The organism is Emticicia sp. W12TSBA100-4 (genome assembly GCF_040253585.1).
Lineage (GTDB): Bacteria > Bacteroidota > Bacteroidia > Cytophagales > Spirosomataceae > Emticicia.
Map to the genome: position 1 here is coordinate 317537 of NZ_JBELAU010000009.1, position 23640 is coordinate 341176.

The 23640-nt window shown below is 38.1% G+C and carries 19 protein-coding genes; 12 read left to right on the forward strand and 7 right to left on the reverse strand.

Annotated features, from left to right (window positions below; all coding sequences use genetic code 11):
• Positions 1–189: 189 nt before the first annotated feature.
• Positions 190–1641: a UDP-N-acetylmuramoyl-L-alanyl-D-glutamate--2,6-diaminopimelate ligase gene (locus ABR854_RS15245; protein ID WP_350266273.1), complete on the reverse strand. Its 1452-nt coding sequence runs from the start codon at positions 1639–1641 to the stop codon at positions 190–192.
• A gap of 231 nt (positions 1642–1872) precedes the next feature.
• Here ABR854_RS15245 and ABR854_RS15250 point away from each other — a divergent pair, with 231 nt between their 5' ends.
• Positions 1873–2667 (forward strand): methyltransferase domain-containing protein, encoded by a 795-nt coding sequence (locus ABR854_RS15250; protein ID WP_350266274.1) that lies wholly within the window; start codon positions 1873–1875, stop codon positions 2665–2667.
• A gap of 84 nt (positions 2668–2751) precedes the next feature.
• Here the strand turns inward: ABR854_RS15250 and ABR854_RS15255 are convergent, their stop codons facing one another.
• The 3 genes from ABR854_RS15255 to ABR854_RS15265 all read right to left on the reverse strand — a co-directional run bounded on the left by ABR854_RS15255 (position 2752) and on the right by ABR854_RS15265 (position 6094).
• Positions 2752–3882 carry an aspartate aminotransferase family protein gene (locus ABR854_RS15255; protein WP_350266293.1) on the reverse strand — a complete coding sequence of 377 codons (1131 nt, stop codon included), beginning with the start codon at positions 3880–3882 and terminating at the stop codon, positions 2752–2754.
• Positions 3883–3976: 94 nt separating this feature from the next.
• Positions 3977–5209 (reverse strand): thioredoxin family protein, encoded by a 1233-nt coding sequence (locus ABR854_RS15260; protein ID WP_350266275.1) that lies wholly within the window; start codon positions 5207–5209, stop codon positions 3977–3979.
• Between the two features lie 114 nt (positions 5210–5323).
• A complete protein-coding gene (locus ABR854_RS15265) occupies positions 5324–6094 on the reverse strand; it encodes an SDR family NAD(P)-dependent oxidoreductase (protein WP_350266276.1) in 771 nt (256 codons plus the stop codon).
• Positions 6095–6271: 177 nt separating this feature from the next.
• Between ABR854_RS15265 and ABR854_RS15270 the strand changes: the two genes are divergently transcribed.
• The gene (locus tag ABR854_RS15270; RefSeq protein WP_350266294.1) at positions 6272–7933 is read left to right on the forward strand and encodes a UxaA family hydrolase; all 1662 of its coding nucleotides are present in this window, start codon (positions 6272–6274) and stop codon (positions 7931–7933) included.
• 73 nt (positions 7934–8006) lie between these two features.
• Here ABR854_RS15270 and ABR854_RS15275 read toward each other — a convergent pair whose 3' ends face one another.
• Positions 8007–8423 (reverse strand): Uma2 family endonuclease, encoded by a 417-nt coding sequence (locus ABR854_RS15275; protein ID WP_350266277.1) that lies wholly within the window; start codon positions 8421–8423, stop codon positions 8007–8009.
• A 403-nt stretch (positions 8424–8826) separates the two neighbouring features.
• Between ABR854_RS15275 and ABR854_RS15280 the strand changes: the two genes are divergently transcribed.
• From ABR854_RS15280 to ABR854_RS15320, 9 genes are all read left to right on the forward strand, one after another.
• A complete protein-coding gene (locus tag ABR854_RS15280; protein WP_350266278.1) occupies positions 8827–10221 on the forward strand; it encodes an MBL fold metallo-hydrolase in 1395 nt (464 codons plus the stop codon).
• A gap of 107 nt (positions 10222–10328) precedes the next feature.
• Entirely contained in the window at positions 10329–11213 is an 885-nt protein-coding gene (locus tag ABR854_RS15285; protein ID WP_350266279.1) for an NAD kinase, read from the forward strand.
• Between the two features lie 53 nt (positions 11214–11266).
• Positions 11267–12325 (forward strand): DUF6089 family protein, encoded by a 1059-nt coding sequence (locus ABR854_RS15290; RefSeq protein ID WP_350266280.1) that lies wholly within the window; start codon positions 11267–11269, stop codon positions 12323–12325.
• A 43-nt stretch (positions 12326–12368) separates the two neighbouring features.
• Entirely contained in the window at positions 12369–13154 is a 786-nt protein-coding gene (porG, locus tag ABR854_RS15295) for a type IX secretion system protein PorG (protein ID WP_350266281.1), read from the forward strand.
• Positions 13155–13336: 182 nt separating this feature from the next.
• Entirely contained in the window at positions 13337–14074 is a 738-nt protein-coding gene (gene uppS / locus ABR854_RS15300; protein ID WP_350266282.1) for an undecaprenyl pyrophosphate synthase, read from the forward strand.
• A gap of 75 nt (positions 14075–14149) precedes the next feature.
• Positions 14150–16756: an outer membrane protein assembly factor BamA gene (gene bamA, locus ABR854_RS15305; RefSeq protein ID WP_350266283.1), complete on the forward strand. Its 2607-nt coding sequence runs from the start codon at positions 14150–14152 to the stop codon at positions 16754–16756.
• A 169-nt stretch (positions 16757–16925) separates the two neighbouring features.
• On the forward strand, positions 16926–17483 hold the full coding sequence (locus ABR854_RS15310) for an OmpH/Skp family outer membrane protein (RefSeq protein WP_350266284.1): 558 nt from the start codon (positions 16926–16928) through the stop codon (positions 17481–17483).
• Positions 17484–17492: 9 nt separating this feature from the next.
• Complete coding sequence (locus ABR854_RS15315; protein WP_350266285.1) at positions 17493–18068, forward strand: OmpH/Skp family outer membrane protein; 576 nt, start codon at positions 17493–17495, stop codon at positions 18066–18068.
• 303 nt (positions 18069–18371) lie between these two features.
• A complete protein-coding gene (locus tag ABR854_RS15320; RefSeq protein ID WP_350266286.1) occupies positions 18372–20426 on the forward strand; it encodes a WG repeat-containing protein in 2055 nt (684 codons plus the stop codon).
• A gap of 82 nt (positions 20427–20508) precedes the next feature.
• Here the strand turns inward: ABR854_RS15320 and ABR854_RS15325 are convergent, their stop codons facing one another.
• Together ABR854_RS15325 and ABR854_RS15330 are read right to left on the reverse strand one after the other, a co-directional pair.
• Positions 20509–22071, reverse strand: a complete 1563-nt coding sequence (locus ABR854_RS15325; RefSeq protein ID WP_350266287.1) for an aldehyde dehydrogenase (NADP(+)) — start codon at positions 22069–22071, stop codon at positions 20509–20511.
• A 33-nt stretch (positions 22072–22104) separates the two neighbouring features.
• Positions 22105–22947, reverse strand: coding sequence for a fumarylacetoacetate hydrolase family protein (locus ABR854_RS15330; protein ID WP_350266288.1), 843 nt, complete (start codon positions 22945–22947; stop codon positions 22105–22107).
• A gap of 374 nt (positions 22948–23321) precedes the next feature.
• On the opposite strand from ABR854_RS15330, the gene ABR854_RS15335 reads away from it, so the two are divergent.
• On the forward strand, positions 23322–23522 hold the full coding sequence (locus ABR854_RS15335; RefSeq protein WP_350266289.1) for a four helix bundle protein: 201 nt from the start codon (positions 23322–23324) through the stop codon (positions 23520–23522).
• Positions 23523–23640: the final 118 nt, after the last annotated feature.

The window sequence follows — 23640 nt, forward strand, 5'->3', positions numbered from 1 at the left end:
ATAATCAATAAAATATATACAGTCTTAATATGTAGTAGAATATTACGCAGTAGATACAAAGTATTAGATTAATAAATCGTAAATAACATTTGTTCAGAAATATCTACTGTTCTCTTGAAACGACCACCCATTGACTATTTCTATGTACAGTCATTTCAAGAGTTTAAACGATTGCAGTAAAACTAAAAGTTACTCGCCAAAAGCCTCTTTCAATACTTCTTTATCATCGAAATGATGCTTGACCCCTTTGACTTCTTGGTAGGTTTCGTGGCCTTTACCTGCTACTAAAATAATATCTTCGGGTTTTGCCATTTTTACTGCCGCTAAAATTGCCTCATGGCGGTCTGCGATGGTTTGAGTTTTCTTATAATGAATGGCTGGAACACCTTTTTGCATTTCGGCCAGAATATCCATAGGGTCTTCGTTTCTTGGGTTATCCGAAGTAAGAATAACCTTATCGCTCATTTTACAAGCAATTTCTGCCATAATTGGGCGTTTGGTTGTATCACGATTTCCGCCACAACCTACAACCGTTATTATCTGCTGATTTCCTTCTCGCAAATCTACGATTGTTTCTAAAACATTTTTTAGAGCATCGGGCGTGTGAGCATAGTCAACAATTCCTACGATATTCTTTTTGGAAACAACTTGTTCGAAGCGTCCCGCAGGTGGTTGAATATCAGATAGTTGCATCAAAACCTCATCCGAGTCTTCACCCAAAAGAATAGCTGCACCATAAACACCGAGTAAATTATAGGCATTAAATGAGCCGATGAGTTTGAACCAAACTTCTTTATTATCAATCTCCATTTGAAGCCCCAGAAGTCCACAAGCCAACACTTTTCCTTTAAATGTACCAATATTTTTGAGCGAATAGGTTTCTTTTCTTGCAACTGTATTTTGAAGCATTACTTTTCCTACTTTATCATCGGTATTAACCAATGCAAAAGCGGTTGCTGGCAATTGGTCGAAAAATCCTTTTTTAGCTTTTATATAATTATCAACTGTTCCGTGAAAATCAAGGTGGTCATGGGTTAGATTCGTGAAAATTCCACCTATAAATTCTAATCCAGTGATGCGTTCCTGAACAACTGCGTGCGAACTTACTTCCATGAAGCAATAGCTTACGCCTTTTTGGTACATATCGGCTAATAATTCATTGATTTTTACCGAGTCGGGCGTTGTATGAGTTGATGGAATTATATCATCATCAATTTGATTTTGCACCGTTGAAAGTAAACCACAACGATAGCCCAATCGGCGGAAAAGTCTGAAAAGTAGCGTAGCTATCGAAGTTTTGCCATTTGTGCCTGTTACACCTACTAATTTGAGTTTTTTAGAAGGATGCTGATAGAAATTGGCTGCTGCGAAACCCATCGCACGAGCCGAATTTTCAACTTGAATATAGGTGATTTTCTCGTTTAATGTTTCGGGTAAATGCTCGCATAAAATTGCCGAAGCTCCCAACTCAATGGCTTTACTGATAAATTGATGTCCATCGACTTGCGTACCGCCGATAGCAACAAAAAGGCTATTTTGTTGCACCTGACGAGAGTCAAACACAATTTTGTTTATTTCAATATCGGTCTTTCCCGAAACTGCTTGGAGAGAAATTTTATAGAGAATTTCGCTTAATATCATTGCTAAAGGTTATTTATATATAATTAGTTTTTTGTTGATGCTGAGTGTTTTTAACACCAAAATGTACAGTAAATGAATAATTTGGTACTTGGCTTTTTAATTGTCGGCAAGTTATTCAAAAAAACGTTTATCATCAAACGAACTATTCAAGCACACAAGTACACCCCTTGTTTCATTCAAACAATTTTATCGTACTTTTGGCAAAGTTTCATTTAACTATTTTTCAAAATCATGAGTCAACAGCACCAAACACGGGCAGAAATGCCACAAGGGGCGAATAAAGTCCTTGACCGCCGTAACATCGAAAACTCTTATTCGAGCCTACTCGGACTGCTGAAAGATGAGCTGTCGGTGCTGGATGTTGGTTGTGGCTCGGGAGCAATCACGGCTGATATTGCCCAACGTACCAGCGGAAAAGTTGTAGGTATTGATTTTAGCGAACATTTGATTGAGTTGGCACAACAAAACTACGCCCACCTCCCAAATCTGAGCTTTGAAGTAGCCAATATCAATGATTATGTTTCGGACGAAGAATTTGATTTGGTGATTGCCGCCCGAACTTTACAATGGGTAAATAACCCAACGGAGGTTGTGAAAAAAATGGTGAGTTTATTGAAGAAAGGTGGGAAAATTTCAGTCAACGATTACAATCATACAAAAGTCGAATGGTCACCAACTCCGCCAAAATCCATGTTAGATTTTTATGAAGCATTTCTAAATTGGCGAAAAGATGCTGGTTATGACAACGAAATTGCCGATAATCTAACAAAAATCTATGAAAGTATAGGTTTAACAGAGATAAACGTTGTACCACAACACGAAGTAAGTACAAAAGGTGAAGAAGAATTTGCGGCAGCAGCCAGAATTTGGGGTATAGTAGCCGAAACTCGTGGAAAACAAGTGGTAGCAGATGGTTACTGCTCAGAAGAATTACGCCTACAGGCCATTGAAGAATACGACGCTTGGATTGCCAACGAAGCCCAAAGCATGACGCTTTATTTGTTAGCGGTGGAAGGTAAAAATTAAAATGTCGAATTTAGAGTGACGAAGTACGAATAAATGAATGATTCTTAAATAATCGTCATTCTACATTCGTACTTCGACATTCATTTATACATTCGCCAACACTTTCTTCAAAGCATCTAAGAAAATATCTGCTTCTTTGGTTGTTACGGCCAAACTTGGTAATAAACGCATCGTATGATTACCCGCTACACCCGTAAAGATTTTATGGTCGAATAACAACGAATTTCTGATTGGTCCAACTGGTTTTTCAAACTCGATACCAATCATTAAGCCTTGTCCACGCAGTTCTTTTATTCCTGCAATTCCTTTGAGGTTTTCCATGAAATAATCACCAACAGTAGCTGCGTTTTGAATCAATTTCTCTTTTTTCATTATATCCAAAACAGCATTAGCTGCCGTACAAGCCAAATGGTTACCACCGAAAGTTGTGCCCAATAGACCATGTTTTGCTTGGAATTTTGGCGAAATCAATATCGCACCAATCGGAAAACCATTTCCCATTCCCTTAGCGGTTGAGATAATATCAGGTTTTACGCCACTGTGTTGGAAAGTAAAGAATTTTCCAGAACGACCATAACCACATTGTACGGAATCATGAATGAAAATCGCCCCTGTTTTATCGCAAGCTTTGCGAATGGCTTTCATAAATTCATCTGTCGCAACGTTGATTCCTCCTACGCCTTGAATACCCTCTACGATTACCGCACAAGTTTCGTTATCCACTGCTTTTTTTAGAGCTTCTACGTCGTTATAAGGTAAAATCTGAACGTGGTCAGCAAAATTAATAGGTGCTTGAATCGACGGATTATCGGTTACAGCAACGGCTGCCGATGTACGTCCATGAAAACCTTTCGAGAAAGCAATCACTTTTTTTCTGCCATTATAAAAAGACGCCAATTTTAAGGCATTTTCGTTAGCTTCTGCTCCCGAATTTACCAAAAACAAAAAGTAATCTCTCAAACCCGATAATTTTCCCAATTTATCAGCCAATTCTTCTTGTGAGGGAATTTTTACCGAATTTGAGTAAAAACCTATATTTTTTAATTGTTGAGTAATTTTTCGTACATAATATGGGTGCGTGTGTCCGACCGAGATAACGGCATGGCCACCATAAAGATCGAGATATTGTTGTCCGTTCTTGTCCCAAAGATAAGAGCCTTGAGCTTTTACAGGCTCGATGTCGTAAAGAGGATATACGTTAAAAAGAGTCATTATTTTATAGTCGAAAGTAAACTATGGACGATAATGTTATGCCCATAGTCAAAATTTAAAATTTGATGATTTTATATCAATGTTGACTGTGGAAGTCTCATTTTAATTCTCCAGCCAATTTATTGATACTTGTTTCGATTGAGGCCACCACTTTCTTTTGATTCGGGTCAGTTACCTTTGCTTTAGCGGCCGTAATGCTGGTTTTTGCAGCAGCAATTTCCTTTTTAGCATTGACTAAATCTCCCGATTTCTGGTACAAGCGGGCCGATTCGTAGTTAAGATTAGCTATCTCTTGCCCTGTTTTGAGTTGTGGTCGAGCAGAAGATAGCCATCGTCGGACTTCACCTGCAAATTTCCCATCGGGAAATGTATTGTTGTAGAATGTAACGTAATAAACCAGTAATTGTGGTTGCGTTTGGGCATTTATTAAACCTTTCAAGAAATTGAAGGCTACATCTGGCCCTTGTTCACGAAGTAATGCTGGGCACTCGATTTGCCAAGTATTGGCAGTAACATAAGGCCCTGCACCCAATAATTCCATGTAACGCTTGAGTGTATTGACTTTGGCGAGAGAATAAGTAGAAGCTTTTGGAGAAAAAATCTCCAGTTGCAATAATCTTCCGAGTGCATTGCCTTCTTGACCAGCGTGACCTTCAGCGGCCTCGTACTTTCCGCCAATGGCCAAATTATTGAGCCAAAATTGCGAAAAACCGTTATCCAAATCCATGATGCACTTCTTCATGATCGCCCAACTAAATTTATCACCCAGTTGGTCTTTTGGATATGCGGCATAAAGTGCATCGGCTACTTGCTTATTTTTTAGAGTATCTTGCGTGATGCGTAAATAATATGCCAAACCAACCATTGTATTGATGTCTCTATCGCCCGCTTGGTATTTTTTCCAAAAACCACCTGTTCTCTGATTTGGGTCAAGAGCAGTTTGAGCATGTTTGATAAAATCTTTTGGGGTATTAGTTGGGTCGGTATTGTGAATAAGATTTTGGTCTTTATCGAAATAGAAAAACAACGGAAAACCTGGCAGATAAATATTCTTTTTATTCAAGAAAGCTACTTGTTTAGCATCCTCAACATTGAGTTTGAAACTTACGAAATTTTGGTTGTAGAATTTACCCACTTCGGCATTTTTAAGCGTTGGCTCTAAGCTCATACAAATTGGGCAATGTGGCGAATAACATTCCACAAAAACGTTCTTTCCTGAAGCCTTTGCTTTCTGAAAAGCGGCTTCAATAGTAGGTTCGAACGCTATGCCTTGTGCAAACGCAAAATTTACGATAAGAAGAAAACTGCCAAGCAAAAATGTCTTTTTCATGTGTTTTTTGATGTTTTGAATAGCAAATTAGTCGATTTTTGAGAAAAAAGCTTAAAAGTTGCCATTCTTTAACAAGTTATTAACAACGGCGAACTGGACGTTCGCACCACAGAGTTAGTTATTTAGTTTCACGAAACCACCATCAATTAGATAATCGCAACCTGTGATAAACCCTGCTTCATCAGAGCAAAGGTAAACAGCCAACGAGCCAATTTCTTCAGGCTTCGCCATTCGTCCGATTGGTTGAGTTTTTGAAAGTTTATCAAACATTTCTTTCTCTTTACCTGGGTAGGTTTTCTTCAAGAAACCATCCACAAATGGCGTATGTACACGAGCGGGCGAAAGGCTATTACAACGAATATTATATTTCAAATAATCTTTTGCTACTTGCAACGTCATGGTATAAACAGCTCCTTTCGACATCGAATAGGCAAATCGGTCTGGAATACCAACGGTTGCTGCAATCGAGGCTACATTCAAAATTACACCACCACGGTCTTTCATGTAAGGAATAACCGAATGAAGACAATTATAAGTTCCTTTCACGTTTACATTATAAACTCGGTCTAAATCTTCTTCGGTTGTCGATTCTACCGTTCCAACATGGGCGATTCCTGCATTATTAACCAGAATATCGATGGCATTTTCTTTCGCTATTTTGTCGATTACCTTTTTCACGTCTTTCTGCTTCGAGACATCTACTTTATGAAAATACGCTTCTCCGCCATTGGCATTGATGAGGTCAGCTTCACGCTCGGCTTGGTCGACATTCAATTCCAGAATATGCACCACCGCCCCTTGTTGAGCAAAAAGTCGAGATATAGAAAGTCCGATACCACTGGCTCCACCCGTAACGATGGCTACTTTATTGTCAAGACGAAACATTCTTAGTAGATAGGTTTTTGTGAAAAATAACTTAATTCTAATATTTTTTTGATATTTGGTTTAAAAACACCACTTTTCTCCTTCAAAATTACTTGTCAATTCTGGAACAAAAAATAAATTGCAACTACATTTGCTAAAATAATTATTCAACCTATAATATTTTTGGGGTACATGGCTATGCACACTGTTCTGAAACTACATAAAAACGACAACGTAATTGTTGCCTTACAAAACCTAAAATCGGGTGAAATTCTATCTTACGAAGGCGAAAGTTACGAAATCCAACACGATATCGAAGCAAAACATAAATTTGTTACTGAAGATTTAGCGGTAGGTGACCACGTGACGATGTATGGCGTTTTGGTAGGAAAAGCTACACAGTCCATCAAACGTGGAGCTCAAATAACGACCTTTAATCTCAAACACGAGTCAGACCCATATTCAGTTGAAAAACGCCAACCTGCTCCTGCTTGGACCCCGCTTGATGTAGAATCATGGAAAAGTAAAACTTTCAATGGTTATCATAGAGCCAATGGCAGCGTAGGTACTCGTAATTATTGGTTAGTTGTGCCTTTGGTTTTTTGCGAAAACCGCAATATCATGATTATGAAAGATGCTTTTGAGCGTGAACTTGGCTATGCTCAACCCGAAATCTACCGTAATCAAGTAAGAAATTTATTGACTGCCTATCAATCGGGGAATACTGATGCCCTTGAAACCATCTCTTTGGCTGACCCAAGTAGCGAAAAAATTAAAATTTCGCCTACCCATATTTTTCAAAATGTTGATGGAATCAAATTCTTGACGCATGAAACTGGTTGTGGCGGAACAAATCAAGATACTGATGCTCTTTGCGATTTGTTTGCGGGAATGATTGTAAACCCAAATGTAGCGGGTGTAACTGTGCTGAGTCTGGGTTGCCAAAAATCACAGATTGATTATCTGAAAGAGCAAATTCTGAAACGTGACCCTCAGTTCGAGCGTCCGATTTTGTATTTCGACCAACAAACTTACGGAACAGAACATACCATGATGTCTGACGCTATTCGTGAGACTTTTAAAGGCATCATCGAAATCAATAAACAAACTCGTCAGCCAGCTCCCATCAGCAAATTAACCATTGGGTTGAAATGCGGTGGTTCGGATGGTTTTTCGGGAATTTCTGCCAACCCAGCAATCGGGCATTTGTCTGATATTATGGTAAGTTTGGGTGGAACAACGCTTTTGGCTGAGTTTCCAGAACTTTGTGGCGTTGAGCAAGAATTAATCAACCGCTGTGTTGATGAAACCAAAGCTCAAAAATTTGCCGATTTAATGAAAGAATACTCCGACCAAGCAGCTGCCGTAGGAGCAACATTCGATATGAATCCATCGGTCGGAAATATAAAAGATGGATTAATTACAGATGCTATCAAGTCGGCAGGTGCAGCCAAAAAAGGAGGAAATGCTCCAGTAGCCGATGTGTTGAATTATACCGAACAACCTACGCAAGGTGGTTTACACTTGCTTTGTACGCCAGGAAATGATGTGTTGGCAACCACAGGAATGGCAGCCTCGAGTGCGACAATCATCTTATTTACGACTGGTCTTGGCACGCCAACGGGAAACCCTGTAACGCCAACTGTTAAGATTTCGACTAATAATAAATTGGCGGCAAAGATGTCGGATATTATTGATTTTAGTTGCGGAAAAATCATCACAGGCGAAGAAACCATTGAACAAAATGCCGAATCGTTATTGAATTGGCTGATTGGACTTGCCAATGGAGAATACCTAACAAAAGCCGAACTTTTAGGTCAAGACGATTTCATTCCATGGAAACGTGGCGTGAATTTGTAAGTTTCAGCATAAATAAAAAAGACGGGTTGAAGTGTAGTTTTTACACTTCAACCCGTCTTTTTTATTTCACAATTTATTTTTTCAGTAAACTTAAATCAAACTCAAAGCCTGCTAAAACTTTTTCACCAGAAAGAGACTGAGAAAAACCTTCTACTTTAGAAATTGTACCATCAGCACGATAGATGTAAACAGTTTCAATTTTAGGGTTAATCAGCCAGCCCAACAAAACACCATTTTCAATATAAGAAAGCATTTTATTTTGAGCATCTTTCAAGCTATCGGTTTCGGACTGGGCGGCATCCCGCATTAGTTCCACAATAAATTCTGGAGCAACAGACAAATGTTTTCTGCGGTCTTCTTCCGAAATTTGAGCATATTTTTCTTCGCTTACCCAAGCAGCATCAGGCGAACGCACCGACCCATCAACAAATCTGAAACCCGTTGATGAATCATAAACATGACCGCCATTACGGCGTTTCCAAATATTCAAATCTGTTGTAATCTAGGAATTATTTTCCCCTGAAATTCCTCCTGTAAGTGCCATAAATAGAATTGTTCCGTCGGGGTTTCTTTCGAGTTTTAGGTGGTCATTAGCTTGACAGAAAGCAAAAAAACATCGTCTGTCATCTCAAACATGCTCATATCTATTAAGCGACTTTGGTGTTCTTCGCTTATTATTTGCTGTATTTCGGCAACTGGATAAGTCATTTTTACTGCATTTTTTTACAAATAAAACCATTTTATTAATTATTCTAAAATTTCGGGGTAATTATCAAATAACTTCTGAACTCAATTAAGCCATTAATCAACATTTCTTTTATGGGTCTTTTTTTGACAAAATATTTTTCTCTTATTTGCAAAAAAACAACAAAACGCCATTTGGGCTGAGTATTATGAAAATTCAATTCTACGGAGCAGCTCAACGAGTTACGGGCAGCAAACACCTCATTACGACCAACAAGGGAACAAAAATATTATTGGACTGCGGCCTTTTTCAAGGAATCGGCACAACCGAACTCAATCTACAATTTGGTTTTGACCCCAAAGATGTAGATTTTCTTATTTTAAGCCACGCTCATATCGACCATACGGGTCTTGTGCCTCGTTTGGTCAGGAAAGGATTTAAAGGAACTATTTACGCCACACCAGCCACTAAAGATTTGTGCGAAATTATGCTAATGGACTCGGCTCATATTCAAGAAAAAGACCTCGAACGCATCAATAAACGAAGAATCGGCCGAAACGAAGAACCTTACGAGCTACTCTACAATGCCGATGATGTAGAAGCAGCATTGAAACTTTTCAAAACCGTTGATTATCATGCACCTTTTTACTTAGAAGAAGGCGTAAGAGTAGAATATTTTGATGCTGGCCACCTACTTGGAAGTGCGGGTATTTATCTTACTTTTGAAGAAGAACACCACAATAAAACGCTATTCTTCACAGGAGATATTGGCCGCCCGAATGATAAAATCTTACGTAGTCCAGAACCTTTTCCACAAGCTGATTATATTCTCTGTGAATCGACGTATGGTAATCGCCTACATGAGCCAGAGGCCGATATGAAAACGCATTTGCTCAGAATAGTTTATCAAACCTGTATCGAAAAAAAGGGAAAGCTACTCATTCCTGCGTTTGCCGTTGACCGCACCCAAGAGCTAATCTACGCACTTGACCAACTTGCTCACGAGGGTCTTCTACCTAAAATTCCTGTCTATGTCGATAGCCCGCTGTCGGTCAAAGCCACAATGGTCATGAAAAACAACGAAGAATGTTTTAATCCCGAAATTTTAGCTTACGTCAAACACGATGGCGATGCTTTTGGCTTCGAGAATTTGCATTATATAAGCGATGTCATGGAATCGAAAGCACTGAACGATAGCAAACAACCTTGCATTATCATTTCATCATCGGGAATGGCTGAAGCTGGACGTATCAAACACCATATTAAGAATAATGTTGAAAAGCCTTCAACAACAATTCTTTTAGTCGGCTACTGTTCACCGGGTAGCTTAGGAGCAGCTCTTAAAACCAAACCAGCTGAAGTAAGGATTTTTGGCGAAACATTTAAAGTAAGAGCCGACATTGAAATCATGGACTCTTTCTCAGCACACGCCGACTACAAAGAGATGATGCACCACCTTTCATGTCAAGATACCTCTAAAGTCAAGAAACTCTTCTTGGTTCATGGCGAAATTGATACCCAACTTATTTTCAAAAATCGCTTAAACTCAATGGGCTTTCACGATATTCAAATTCCAGCACAAGGAGAAAGTTTCGATTTGTAAAGATTAAAAATAGCATTTATAACATTCCTTCGTAATTTTGCCCTTAGTTTTTGCCTCATACGAATGTAAACACAAGCCTCCCTTTAGGGGCGGGGGGGTGGTTTCCAATGAAAATAGCCATTCACGGTCGAAAATTTAGTGTAGAATCTGTGCCTTATATTCAACAGGTTTTCGACGAATTGAAGCAGCATAAAGTTGAAATACAGGTTTCTGAATCATTTAAGCGTGTCTTGTTACAATCAGGAATTCGTTTAGATTCAAAAGCAGTTTATACCACACCCGACGAAATCTTCGATGCTGATTTTGCATTTAGTCTCGGTGGCGATGGCACTTTCCTCGAAACCCTTGCCCACGTAGGCAAGCGAGAAATCCCGATTTTAGGCTTCAATTTTGGTCGTTTGGGTTTTTTGGCCGCTATTTCTCCTGAAAAAATACAACGAACTATCTATCAACTCATTAACGGCTACTATTCCGTTGATGAGCGAACCATGATTTCGGCTACTTCCGAAACTGAGCTTTTTGAAGAAGGCACGAATTTTGCACTCAACGAAATAGCCATTTCAAAAACCGATACATCATCAATGATTGTGGTACACGCCTATATTAATGGTGAGTTTCTGAATACTTATTGGGCAGATGGCTTGATGGTTGCCACGGCAACGGGCTCTACGGGATATTCGCTGAGTTGCGGAGGGCCTTTGGTAATGCCTCATTCGGCCAATTTTATCATTACGCCAATCTGTCCGCACAATTTATTTGTTCGCCCAATGATTGTTTCTGACGATAGTGTGATTTCGTTTAAAGTAGAAAGTAGAAGTAATAATTTTTTGGTTTCGATGGATTCAAGGGCAAAGATTATAGGTTCTGATGAAGAAACAACGATTACTGTTAGAAAAGAAGATTTTAAGGCCAAAATGGTCAGGATGGAGGGCGATGATTTCCTGAGTACTTTACGAGGAAAACTAAAATGGGGTATTGATGCCCGAAACTAACAATAAACTTTTGGTGATTACGTTAAATATTTCGACAAACCTTACTAATTCGTATGAAATTGTTAAAACCTAACAAACTGACATTGGGTCTATTACTTAGTTTTTCGATAGTGCTTTTGGCAACTCAAGAAAACTTCGCTCAATCAGGGATTTTCAGTAAAAAAAATAAGCTTAATCAATATTCTACTGTAGGAATAGGTGGTGGTAGTTCACACTATTTCGGTGATTTATCTCCTTACGGTTATTTCTATTATGGTCTTATCACAAATGTAAGATGGAACGCTACCGTTAATTATACAAGACAGTTATCCCCGCAATTAGCTGCTCGTGTTGGTTTTACATGGGCGAGAATTCTTGGTGATGATTATACTTTCTCTCAACGAAGTATTGAGAAGTTGTATCAACCGTTTTTAAGAAACTTACATTTTAGAAACGATATAAAAGAATTTACACTTACAGGCTTATTTAATCTTTTGCCACAATATAGTAAAGGCCCGCAAGGAAGAAGTAGAATTATGCCATATACATTTATTGGTTTTGGGTTTTATGCACATAATCCACAGGCAAGAGATGTAGCTACTGTTAATCCAGCTACTGGAGAGGTCTCGTTGGGGGCTTGGACAAACCTGAAAGATAAGCAAACTTCTGGGCAAGGTATTAATGATACATATCCGAAGGCATATTCACTTATCCAACCTGTTTTTCCTATAGGTTTAGGTGTAAAAGTAAAGCTAAATGAAAAGTTTGATTTGGGTCTTGAAGGAGGGCTTAGAATTACACCATTTGATTATTTAGATGATGTTGGTAAAACTAACTATCCTGATCCCGCTGATTTAGCAGTAATTTCACCTTTGGGAGCCATTTTTGCTAACCGTGCAGGAGAGGACTACACTGCTCGAACTGGTGTAAGTAGAGTAGCTGACTTTGCAAATATCGCTACTAATATCTTAAATGTTGCGTCAGCAAATCCCACCCCAGCTCAAAATGGTACAGTACTTTTTGGTTTTCCAAATAGTGCAAGAGGAACAGGTAGATGGGACACCTATTTTACTACTCAAATCACTTTGAGTTATGTTATTTCGAGCCAAATAAAATGCCCTCCTATTAAATAACACACGACTACATTTCTTGTGTAAGCATTAAAATTAATTCTTAATGATTATTGATAATTCGGTAGTACGAAGAAACTTCAGCTTTATATTTTTATTGGTTTTACCTGCCTGTGTTGTTGCTCAAAAATGGGAAGTAGGCACTGGTGTAGGCGTGAACCAATATAAAGGAGATGTGATGCCTACCTATAAACCTTTGGTCGTGCGTCCAGCGGCAAATGCTTTTGTACGAATGAATTTTAGCCGTGCAGTATCATTCAAGGCTCAGGGGATGTTCGGCGGCGTTGTTGGCAAAGATAAATTCATGAAGTCAGACCCCTATCATCAATCAAGAGAATATAGTTTCAATGCAACATTGATGGAAGGTAGTGGACAAATAGAATATAATTTTCTAAATTTCAGAACCAACGCATCAAGAATTGTTGATAACTGGACACCCTATGTTTTTGGTGGCTACGGAGCTACTTTGATAGATTCAAAAGCCCTTTTAAAAACTGACATAAACCCATCGGTTTTTACACCTTATAATACCAATAAAACTGAGCAGGTAATGATTTTGGGAGTTGGTTTTAAGAAGCAGTGGCGAAACCAATGGAATTGGGGTATTGAGTTCGGTGCAAGGCACACAACTACCGATTTCTTAGATAATATCGGATACTCCGCGGGAAACTTCACTTTATTACTTCCGCAAGGCGTTGTGCCAAGTGACCCCAAGTTTCAATATCTTCTAAAGTACCAGATTCCAGGTACTAAAGTAAAAGATATGTACTACTACACAAATTTTTCAATAAGCTATGTATTTTATAAAGTACACTGCCCTACTCGTCGATAAACGTTTTTAGAACTAAGCTTTTTTATAAACAAATAATAAAATTTCACCCTTAAAACTTTATAATCAGCTACAATTCATTAAAAACTTATCAAACACCGTTCTTTTTTTCTACCTTTGCAGTCCTTTTTGCATTATTAGTCAAATAGAGTGTTGATAATTTGTTAATGTTAATTGATTTACCAGTGAAAGAAAACATTGATTTAGGCAATTTACCTTCTCATATAGCCGTTATAATGGATGGCAACGGACGTTGGGCTAAACAACAAGGTGCAATGAGAATATTCGGGCATCATCATGGAGTTAAGTCAGTGCGTGATACTGTTGAAGGCTGTGTAGAATTAGGTATAAAATACCTAACACTTTATACTTTTTCTACCGAGAACTGGAATCGTCCTAAATTGGAGGTTGATGGAATTATGCAGTTATTGGTTAAAACAATTGCTGAGGAAGTTCCTGACTTACACAAAAACAATGTTCGAGTAAAAACAATTGGCAATCTTGAAACCCTTCCTGCATCGGCTCGGAAGAAAATGCTTGATGCAATTGAATTAACTAAACAAAATACTGGGTTAACGCTAATCTTGGCTTTGAGTTATAGTGGAAAATGGGAGATTGTTCAAGCAACGAGACAGATTGCTGAGAAAATAAAAACAGGAGAACTCGCTGTTGAGGATATTTCTGAAGATGTTTTTTCACAATATCTGGCAACCGAAGATGCTCCTGACGTTGATTTAATGATTCGTACTGGCGGAGACCATCGCATCAGCAATTACCTTCTTTGGCAATTGGCTTATGCCGAATTATACTTTATGGATGACCTATTTTGGCCTGAATTCCGCAAAAACCATTTGTTTGAAGCCATTGCGGCCTATCAACACCGTGAAAGACGTTTCGGGAAAACCAGTGAACAATTAAAGTAACAAGATTTTCGCTTTTAAATTATATATACAATCGAAGCATTCCTCAAATAGATTTTTCTGACATCTTATTATATCATGCGTATCCAAAAGTTACTTTCTTTTCTTGTTTTACTGCTTGTTACTACCAATGTCATGGCACAGTTTCCATTGGGTCTTGGTCGTAAATACGACCAACCAAAAGATGCTGCCGTTAGCTATGAACGACCAAAAGAATACACGATTTCTAAAATCACGGTCAGTGGCGTAAAATTCTTAGACCCGAACACCCTCATTTCCGTTTCTGGCCTTAATATCAACGATAAGATTAGCATTCCAGGCGAGCGTATCAGTACAGCCATTCGTCGTTTGATGGAGCAAGGCATCATTGAAGATGTAGCAATCAATATCACAAAAATCGAACTCGACAAAGTTGAGCTGGATATTCACCTTCGTGAGCGTCCACGTCTCAATAAATTTGTTTTTAAAGGAATCCGCAAAGGTGAAATTGATGCAGTTAGCGAAAAAGTAAAAGCCAATAAAGGAAAAGTTATCACCGATGCCTTAATTAAGAATATTCAATTAACTATTAAGCGTGTATATATCGAAAAAGGCTTTTTGAATACAAACGTTCAGATAAAGCAAATTTCGGATACAATCAGAGCCAATAATGCCGCCTTGATTGTAACTATTGATAAAAAGAGTAAAGTAAAAATTGATGATATACAGTTGGTTGGCGTAACCGAAATGCCTGACTATAAGGTGTTATCAAAACTAAAAGGCACAAAAATTAAAGCTCCACTACGTATTTTTACACCATCGAAATTTATTCCAAAAAAGTTTGAAGAAGATAAAGAGAAAATCGTAGAATATTATAATAAGAAAGGGTATCGTGATGCTCAGGTGACTTCTGACTCTATAATTTCGACTGATGGAAATAATATTAGATTAATACTGACTATTAATGAAGGAACTCGTTTTTATTATCGAAATATAACTTGGACTGGCAATTACCTACGCAAAACCAAAGATTTAGAAACAATTCTCGCTATCAAAAAAGGAGATGTTTATAATCCAGAAGAACTCAATAAAAAAATAAACGGAATTCCCCAAGGCGATGTTAGTTCGGCCTACATGGATGATGGTTATTTGTTTTTCCAATGTGAGCCAGTTGAAGTAGCCGTTGAGGGCGACTCAATCGACATAGAAATGCGTATCCGAGAAGGTAAACAAGCAACAATTAATCGTATTATCTTAAACGGAAACACTAAAACCAGTGACCACGTAGTAATGCGTGAGCTTTTAACTCGTCCGGGTCAAAAGTTCAGTAAAACTGACCTTATCGAAACTCAACAGACACTTTCAAGACTCGGTTATTTTGACCCACAAAAAATTGACCCAAAACCAATCCCACAAGCAGATGGAACGGTTGATATTGAATATAACGTAGAAGAAAAACCAAGCGATAACATTGAGCTTTCGGGTGGATGGGGTGGACTTCAAGGCTTTGTTGGTACTTTTGGGGTTGTTTTCAATAACTTCTCTGCTCGCAATATCAATAATTTCAAAAAGTGGAAACCTCTTCCTGCGGGTGACGGCCAACGTTTAGCCCTTAGACTTCAAGCCAGCGGACGTTTCTACCAAACCTATTCACTTTCATTTACTGAGCCTTGGTTGGGGGGGAAAAAACCAAACTCTTTTGGGATAAGTATTTTCCATACTTCATCTGACAACCGAGGCTACCAAAGAGCATTAGAGCGTCAGTACGGAGCCGCTTATGCTGCTGCTTTCACAGGTGGTGGTTCGGGAATTTACTCTGGCTACTTCAAAAACACGGGTGGCTCGATTACTTACGGAAAACGCTTAAACTGGCCTGATAGAAATTTCAGTTTCAATGCTTCGCTTTCTTACCAAAGATACAACGTTGACAATAGTTACTTCATCCCAGGTTTTCAAAAAGGAGTTGCCAACGACCTTTCAATGGCGTTTGTTCTATCAAGATATAGTTTAGATAACCCACAATTTACTCGCTCGGGTTCGCAATTTACATTAAATGCAACCTTTAACCCTCCTTATTCATTATTCAGAAATACGCCAGTAACCGATAAATTCAAATGGATTGAAGGACACAAATGGATGTTTGATGGTGATTGGTACGTTCCAGTAGTCGGAAAACTCGTTTTCCACGCCAAAGCAAACATGGGTTTCTTGGGTAAATATAGCCAAAGTGCAGATTTTAGTCCATTCGGAAGATTTATCTTAGGTGGTGCTGGTATGGGTATGCAAAATGCCATGAACGTAGGTGCTGATCTGATAGGCTTGAGAGGCTACGATGAGGGTGTTGTACATGAACTTTCTTATGAAGAAGCCGAAAAACTTCGTACGAGTGATGGTAGTGTAACCCTTAGCCGTATGGGTGGTATTGTATATAGTAAGTACGCAACCGAATTACGTTATCCAGTTTCGTTAAATCCACAGGCAACTATTTTTGTTTTGGGTTTTGCTGAAGCAGGAAATAGCTGGGGAAGCTACAAAGACTTTAATCCATTCAAGCTTCGTCGTACGGCAGGTATTGGTGCCAGAATCTTCATGCCTGCATTCGGTATGATTGGTCTTGATTTCGGAAAAGGCTTCGACCCAATTCCAGGAATCTCGAATCGTGGTTTGAAGTCATTTACATTTAGTATTGGTCAGCAGATTCGTTAAGCCCATCAACAAATGTTAAATATCTGTTAATGGTGTAATAATTTTGTATATATCATACGTTAGTTAGGTCACAATCAAAAATAACTAAAGACGCTTCGCCGCTGCGATTGTCTAATTAGCCATTAAATAAAAAACATTCAATAATTCACGCATTGAAAAATTTTTTTGAATGAAAAAGACAATATTTTTACTATTTTTGGCACTTGTTTCAGTACAAAGCTTTGCTCAAAAGTTTGGATACATTGATTCCGAGTTTATTACGAGCAAAATGCCTGAGTATAAAAAAGCCCAAGAGGAGATGGAAAAGTATTCTGAAAAATGGGTGCTTGATATTCAAGCCAAGTATTCAGAGTTAGAAAAAATGCGTCAACAGTTTCAGCAGGAAGAAATCTTGCTAACGGCTGAAATGAAACGAGAGCGTCAGAAAAACATCGACGATAAGGAAGCTGAAGTAAAAGAACTCAACAATAAAGTTTTTGGATTAAATGGACTGTTGTTTCTGAAAAAGAAAGAAATAATGAAGTCAATCCTTGATGATATTTACAAAGCTTGTGAGAAAGTAGCTCGACAAAAACAATTAATGTTTATTTTTGATAAGGCATCTGACATGAGCATGATTTACACCGACCCTCGCCACGATTACACAGATTATGTAATGGAAGCTTTAGGGATTTCGTTAAAAGAAGATAAAAATCAAAATAACCAAGTAACCAAACCAAAAAAATAAGTACAAAAGATGAAGACAAAATTTTTCGCCGCAATTATCACGGCTCTAATGTTTGTTGGTATGGCAAATGCCCAAACTACAAAAATTGGATATACCAACGTTGACTATATCCTAAACAACATACCTGATGCAAAAGACATTGAAAATAAATTGAAAACTGAAAAAGCTCAATACGACAAGCTTTTACAGGATAAAATTGCTGCGTTTCAAGCAAAATATGAAGATTACCAAAAAAATGGTGCAACGATGTCAGCCGTAATCAAAGCTGATCGTGAAAAAGAATTGCAATCAGGGCAAACAGCTATCCAAGAGTTTCAACAAAACTCAGAGAATGCTTTACAACAAAAACAACAACAGTTATTAGCTCCAGTTTTGGAAAAAATCGACAAAACTGTTAAAGATGTAGCTAAAGAAAATGGATATACCTACGTTTTCAATACTGATGCTGGTCCAGGAACAACACCAATTCTTTTGGTAGCTCCAGACGCTGACAATATTTCTGATTTAGTATTCAAGAAATTAGGCGTTACACCTCCTGCTAAAACAGCAGCAGCAGCGACTCCAGCAGCAGCTCCTAAAAAGTAATCGTAGCGAAAGACATAATAAAAGCCGCAAAGATGAATTCATCTTTGCGGCTTTTATCGTTTAATTTAGTTTGTCGTTTTTGATAAAACTTATTAAAGAATGGTTACTTTTGTGCGAGAAATCTAAACTATTTATAAAACCGTATCTTCTTCAAACGGTTATAACGCTAAAGAGTGAGCCAATTAGACAAAATATTTTTTAATATTTTGTGTTTTTTTATGTTAATTGCTTATTATTTGCGAATAATTACAAGAAGAAAAAAACATAAGTATTGCCTAAAATATTTTGTAAAAACCAACCACAATGAAGAAAATCTACTCTATTCTATTTTTGCTTATTGGCTTTGGTTATAGCTCATTTGCACAAGGTCAAGTGGTACAGGCCGTATCAGTATCTCCCAAAGATTCAACCGGAGGCTTTGCTAATACACAGCAACAGTATGTTTCTGGTGCAGTAGCTCGAAAATCTGTTGTGAGTTATGCCAAAAACACTATGTCGCAGTTTGAGGATAACAAGAAAAAAACATTACCCAAAGAATTGGATAGCTTGCTTGTAAAGCAAGATTTTCTTACGCATGAGCAATTTCCAAACTACCTCTCGCAAATCGAAACTGCTTATAAAAGAGAGTTAGAAATTGTCAATAAAATTACGATTGATAATGTTTCTAAACTGGAACAAGCCAGCCAACTGAATAAAACATATTCGGTTAGCCAAAGTGGACAGTGTTTTGCCGAAAAAGATAAGGGTTCTTTCATAGTAACACAAGATGATGAAGGAAGAGCAATCACAGGTTTTGCTTTAGAATCATTGAAAGGCAATCCTCGTTATGGTTTGATTGATAATTACCATCAAGGATACGCACGTATCAAAAAAGATATGGTGTTTGGTTTCTTAAACCTTTGTGGTGAAGAAGTAATTCCTGCACAATATGATTATGCAGAGCCATTCAATGATGGAAAAGCTTTAGTTAAAAAATTCTTTTGGCACTTCATAACGGCTGAAGGTATTGAGAGCGAAGTTTTAACCGACATCGTTGATGCAAAAGCTATTCGTTATGGTATTAGTTTGGCGAAATTCAAAAGTAATAAGTTCGCTTTAATTGATAATAGCTACGATGTAATTAAGAAACCAATCTCAGCAGGATTCGACGAAATTGAAGTATTTGTTGGTAATATCTTTAAGGTAAGAAATGGTAAACAATATGGTTTAATAAAAATTGATGGTTCGGTGATTACTGATGTAGTTTTTGATAAAATTAGTCTCTCGGAAGCGAATCGTTGGATTTTGGTTGAACAAAACAAAAAAGTTGGTTTGATTGACTCCGAAGGAAATACCCGTATAAAGCCATCTTATGATTATATCAGAACAGTAGTTATCGACCCAGCAGTATCACCAACAGCGGCTTCTGTTGTTGCAAAAGATGCCGCTGGTTTACGCATTATTGAACTTAATGAGAGAAAACTAAGTGAGACTTACTCTTCAATTGGTGATTTCAACAGATTTGGCTTGGCTGCTGCTTGCAAAACAAGTGGAGAAAAAGCTACCATAAAATGCGGATACATTAGCTTTGATGGCAGTGAAGTAATTCCTCCTGTATTTGATGAAGTTCAACCATTTAACCTTACTGGTTTAGCAGTAGTATCAGAAAAGGCTACCAATTGTAGTAAACCAGTTGGAAACTGTGTTGTTGATATGGTTTATGACCGTTTCGGACGTATTGTAATCGACCGTGTAAATCCATCGGCTCCAGAAGGTATTCGTTATATGGTTACCGATACAATCTTAGCAAGTACTCTAATTGTAATCCGTACAGAAACACCTATTGAAAAAGGTGGAGTTGACGAAGGTTATAATTTGGTTGATAAAAATACCTTAAAAAGGTTTACAACTGAAGCCTACAAAAACATTCGTAAGTTCGATAAAACTAATTTGGCAATGTTGAAAGGTGATAAATGGGGTTTGCTTGATTTTACAGGAAAAGAAGTTTTAGCTCCATCTTACAATGAATTATTATTCTCATCAGAAGGTCTTATTGGTGTGAAGTATGATAATAATAAATATGGTTTCATTGACAAAAAAGGTAAGGTTCAGATAACATTTGAATACACCGAAATCAATCCATTTAAGAATGGTATGGCGGTAGTTTCGAAGGGAAATAACAAGTATGGAATTATCAATAAATTTAATGCTAAGATTGCTCCTTGTTTATTTAAGTCAGTTAAATACAACGAAGAAACATCTCAATACGAAATTACGGATACATCAAATAATCAATATAATTTGAATAATGCTGGTGATTGTATTTCAGCGAATTCAGCTAAATTCTATGAATTAGTAAGAAAAGCCAATCAGAAATAAAAACCAAATATTTAATAAGCAAAAAGTCCCGAATCTTATGATTCGGGACTTTTTGCTTTCTATTATTTTTAAGTATTCTACCTTATTTTTTCAATTCTCCATCAACCAATCGCCAAATATTTAACGGATTATCAGCTTTTAGTTCATCAACTAATAAGCTATCAGGGAAATTTTGATAACAAACTGGTCGAGTAAAACGTGTAATGGCCATTGTACCAACCGAAGTACTTCTCGAATCGGTTGTCGCAGGGAAAGGCCCCCCATGCACCATTGCGTGCGAAACTTCCACACCTGTCGGGAAGCCATTAATCAAAATTCTACCAACTTTCTGCTCTAAAATCTCAATCAAATCAGCATATTCAGCCAAATCTTCGGGCGTTCCGTGAACGGTTGCCGTTAGATGTCCTGTCAGACTTTGAGCGGCTGCCATCAATTCTTCTTTTGAGTTAGCCTCTACCACCAAACTTGTTGGCCCGAAAATCTCTTCGGATAAATGCGGGTTTTGCGTAAACTCTTCAATCGAAGCATGAAAAATAATTGGTTCTACGGCAGTAAAACCTTCGGGTGCTTTTCCTACTCCGATTACTTTCGTATAATTTTTAGTATTTTCAATACCCTTCACATAGGCATCACGAATGCCCGTTGTGAGCATCACACCACCTGTGCTGGTGCTGGCGTGTTGTTCGAGAGCAGCAATAAATGCTTCATTTTTTTGTAGTAAAAGCATTCCTGGATTTGTACAAAACTGTCCCACTCCCAACGTAACTGACCCAACAAAGTTTTGAGCTAAAGCAGCTCCATTCGCTTCAAGCGTGCGAGGTAATACAAACACAGGGTTTACACTTCCCATTTCGGCATAAACAGGAATAGGCTCAGGGCGAGCGGCAGCAGCATCATAAAGAGCTTTTCCCCCTTTATATGAACCCGTAAAACCGATAGCTTTTACGCTTGGATGTTTTACGAGTGCCAAACCGATTTCGTGTCCATCATCGAATAATAACGAGAAAACACCATCGGGCATATTCGTTGCTTCAGCAGCTTTTTGAATGGCTTTTCCAACGAGTTCTGATGTACCTAAATGAGCAGGGTGTGCCTTAAAAATAACTGGGCAACCAGCCGCCAACGCCGAAGCGGTATCGCCACCCGCAACCGAAAACGCCAATGGGAAATTACTTGCACCAAAAACGCCCACCACACCAAGCGGACGCTCAACCGAACGAATATCGGGGCGTGGCAATGGCTGGCGGTCAGGTAAAGCAGTATCAATTCGGGCATTTACCCATGAGCCTTCTTTCAACAATTGAGCAAACAAGCGAAGCTGGCCTGTTGTGCGTCCACGTTCGCCCATTGCTCTGCCTTGTGGTAGGCCAGACTCAGCTACATATCTTTCAATGAGTGCATCGCCTAAGCTTTCTATTTCTTCGGCTATTTTTTCAAGAAACTCCGCTTTTTGTTTTCCCGACTGTTTTCTATAAACTTGAAAAGCATTTTCAGATTTTTGAGCTGCCAAATTAAGTTCTTCGATGGTTGCTTTGTAAAATAATGGAGCGAGGGTCTCGCCGCTGGCTGGATTAATGGCTTGAATGGCTACTGTTCCTTCCGAAAAAGTTTCAAAACCAATAATGTTTCTTCCTGTAAGTTGCATTTAAAAGGCTAATAATATGTTAAAAAAAGGGGGTTATTTTACTTCAACGGTATTAATTAATGTGCCGATACCCTCAATGCTGATTGAGATAACATCGCCTACTTCGAGCGTAAAATCATCGTTTGGTACAATACCCGTACCTGTCATCAGGAAACAACCTTGTGGAAAAGACATTTCACGGAATAAGTATTCGACCAAATCAATATGTTTACGTTTCATACGATTGATTTCGATAGAATCACTAAAAATTGGAATATCGTAACGAGAGATTTCAAGGCTAATTTTTGTATTTGAATCAATCGGATTATCGAAAATGGCTATACATGGCCCAATAGCGGCACTTTTATCATAAGATTTGGCTTGCGGTAGATAAAGTGGATTTTCACCTTCTATATCTCTCGAACTCATGTCATTGCCAACGGTGTAGCCCGAAATCTGACCTTTTGAATTGATAAATAGTGTAAGTTCTGGCTCAGGGACATTCCATTTAGAATCTTTTCTGATTCTAACAGCTTGCCCCGACCCTACCACACGTTGTGGTGCAGATTTAAAAAATAGCTCTGGGCGTTCGGCGTCATAGACTCTGTCATAGAAATTATCACCACCCGCTACTTTTGATTCTTCCATGCGTGCATTACGGCTACGCAGATACGTAACACCTGAAGCCCAAACTTCCTGCGACTGAATCGGAGCTTGTAAGCCATTATCTATCAGGGATTTATATTCGGCGGCGGCGGGCAGAAGCTGAATTTCTCGCTGTAACTCAAAAAATAAGTCTTCACGGTTAATAAATAAATCCCAATCGGTGTGTCGAGAGATATAATATTGCCCTTTGTGTTCGATAACGAACCCTTGTATGGTTTTATAAATTTTCATGAGGTCGAAATGTGCAATAATTTAGAGTCCAATATTAATCAAAAAGAAGCATATTCGGTGTTTTTTTGGTGGTACTTTTTTATAAAAATCTATTTAGAAAACGAATGACAACCAAATTTTTCAAAAAAAGTTTGGAAATATAAGCGAAAGTAAATTTCTTTGTCTTAGAAACTGTTCGCACATAGCGAATGTTCGCAATTAGAGAATATTTTATAATGGAAAATAACATTGTTCTTGTCATCCCAATTGTTATTCTGCTCGTCTAAAACGAGTGGAGAAGGGTTTGCTATGAACAACAAAAGCCTTCTTCACACCGAGTGAAGAAGGCTTTTTCATTATTAAAATGAGTATTTATAACTATTTAGTAAAATGTTATGAAGGCAAGTGATTTAGAGAATAGATTAATTGATTTTGCAGTTAAAGCCACAGATATTGGCGAAAACCTACCAAATACTCGATTAGGAAATCACTTAGCAGGACAGTTAATAAGGTCAAGTACAGCACCAGCATTAAATTATGGTGAAGCACAATCTGGTGAATCGAGGGCTGATTTTATTCATAAAATGAAGGTTTGACTAAAAGAATTACGAGAGACATTTGTAAACCTAAAGATAATCAGCCGAAAAAACATTTTCGATGATATAAAATTGCTCGAAGCAGTAATGAGCGAAAACAACGAGCTAATTTCAATTT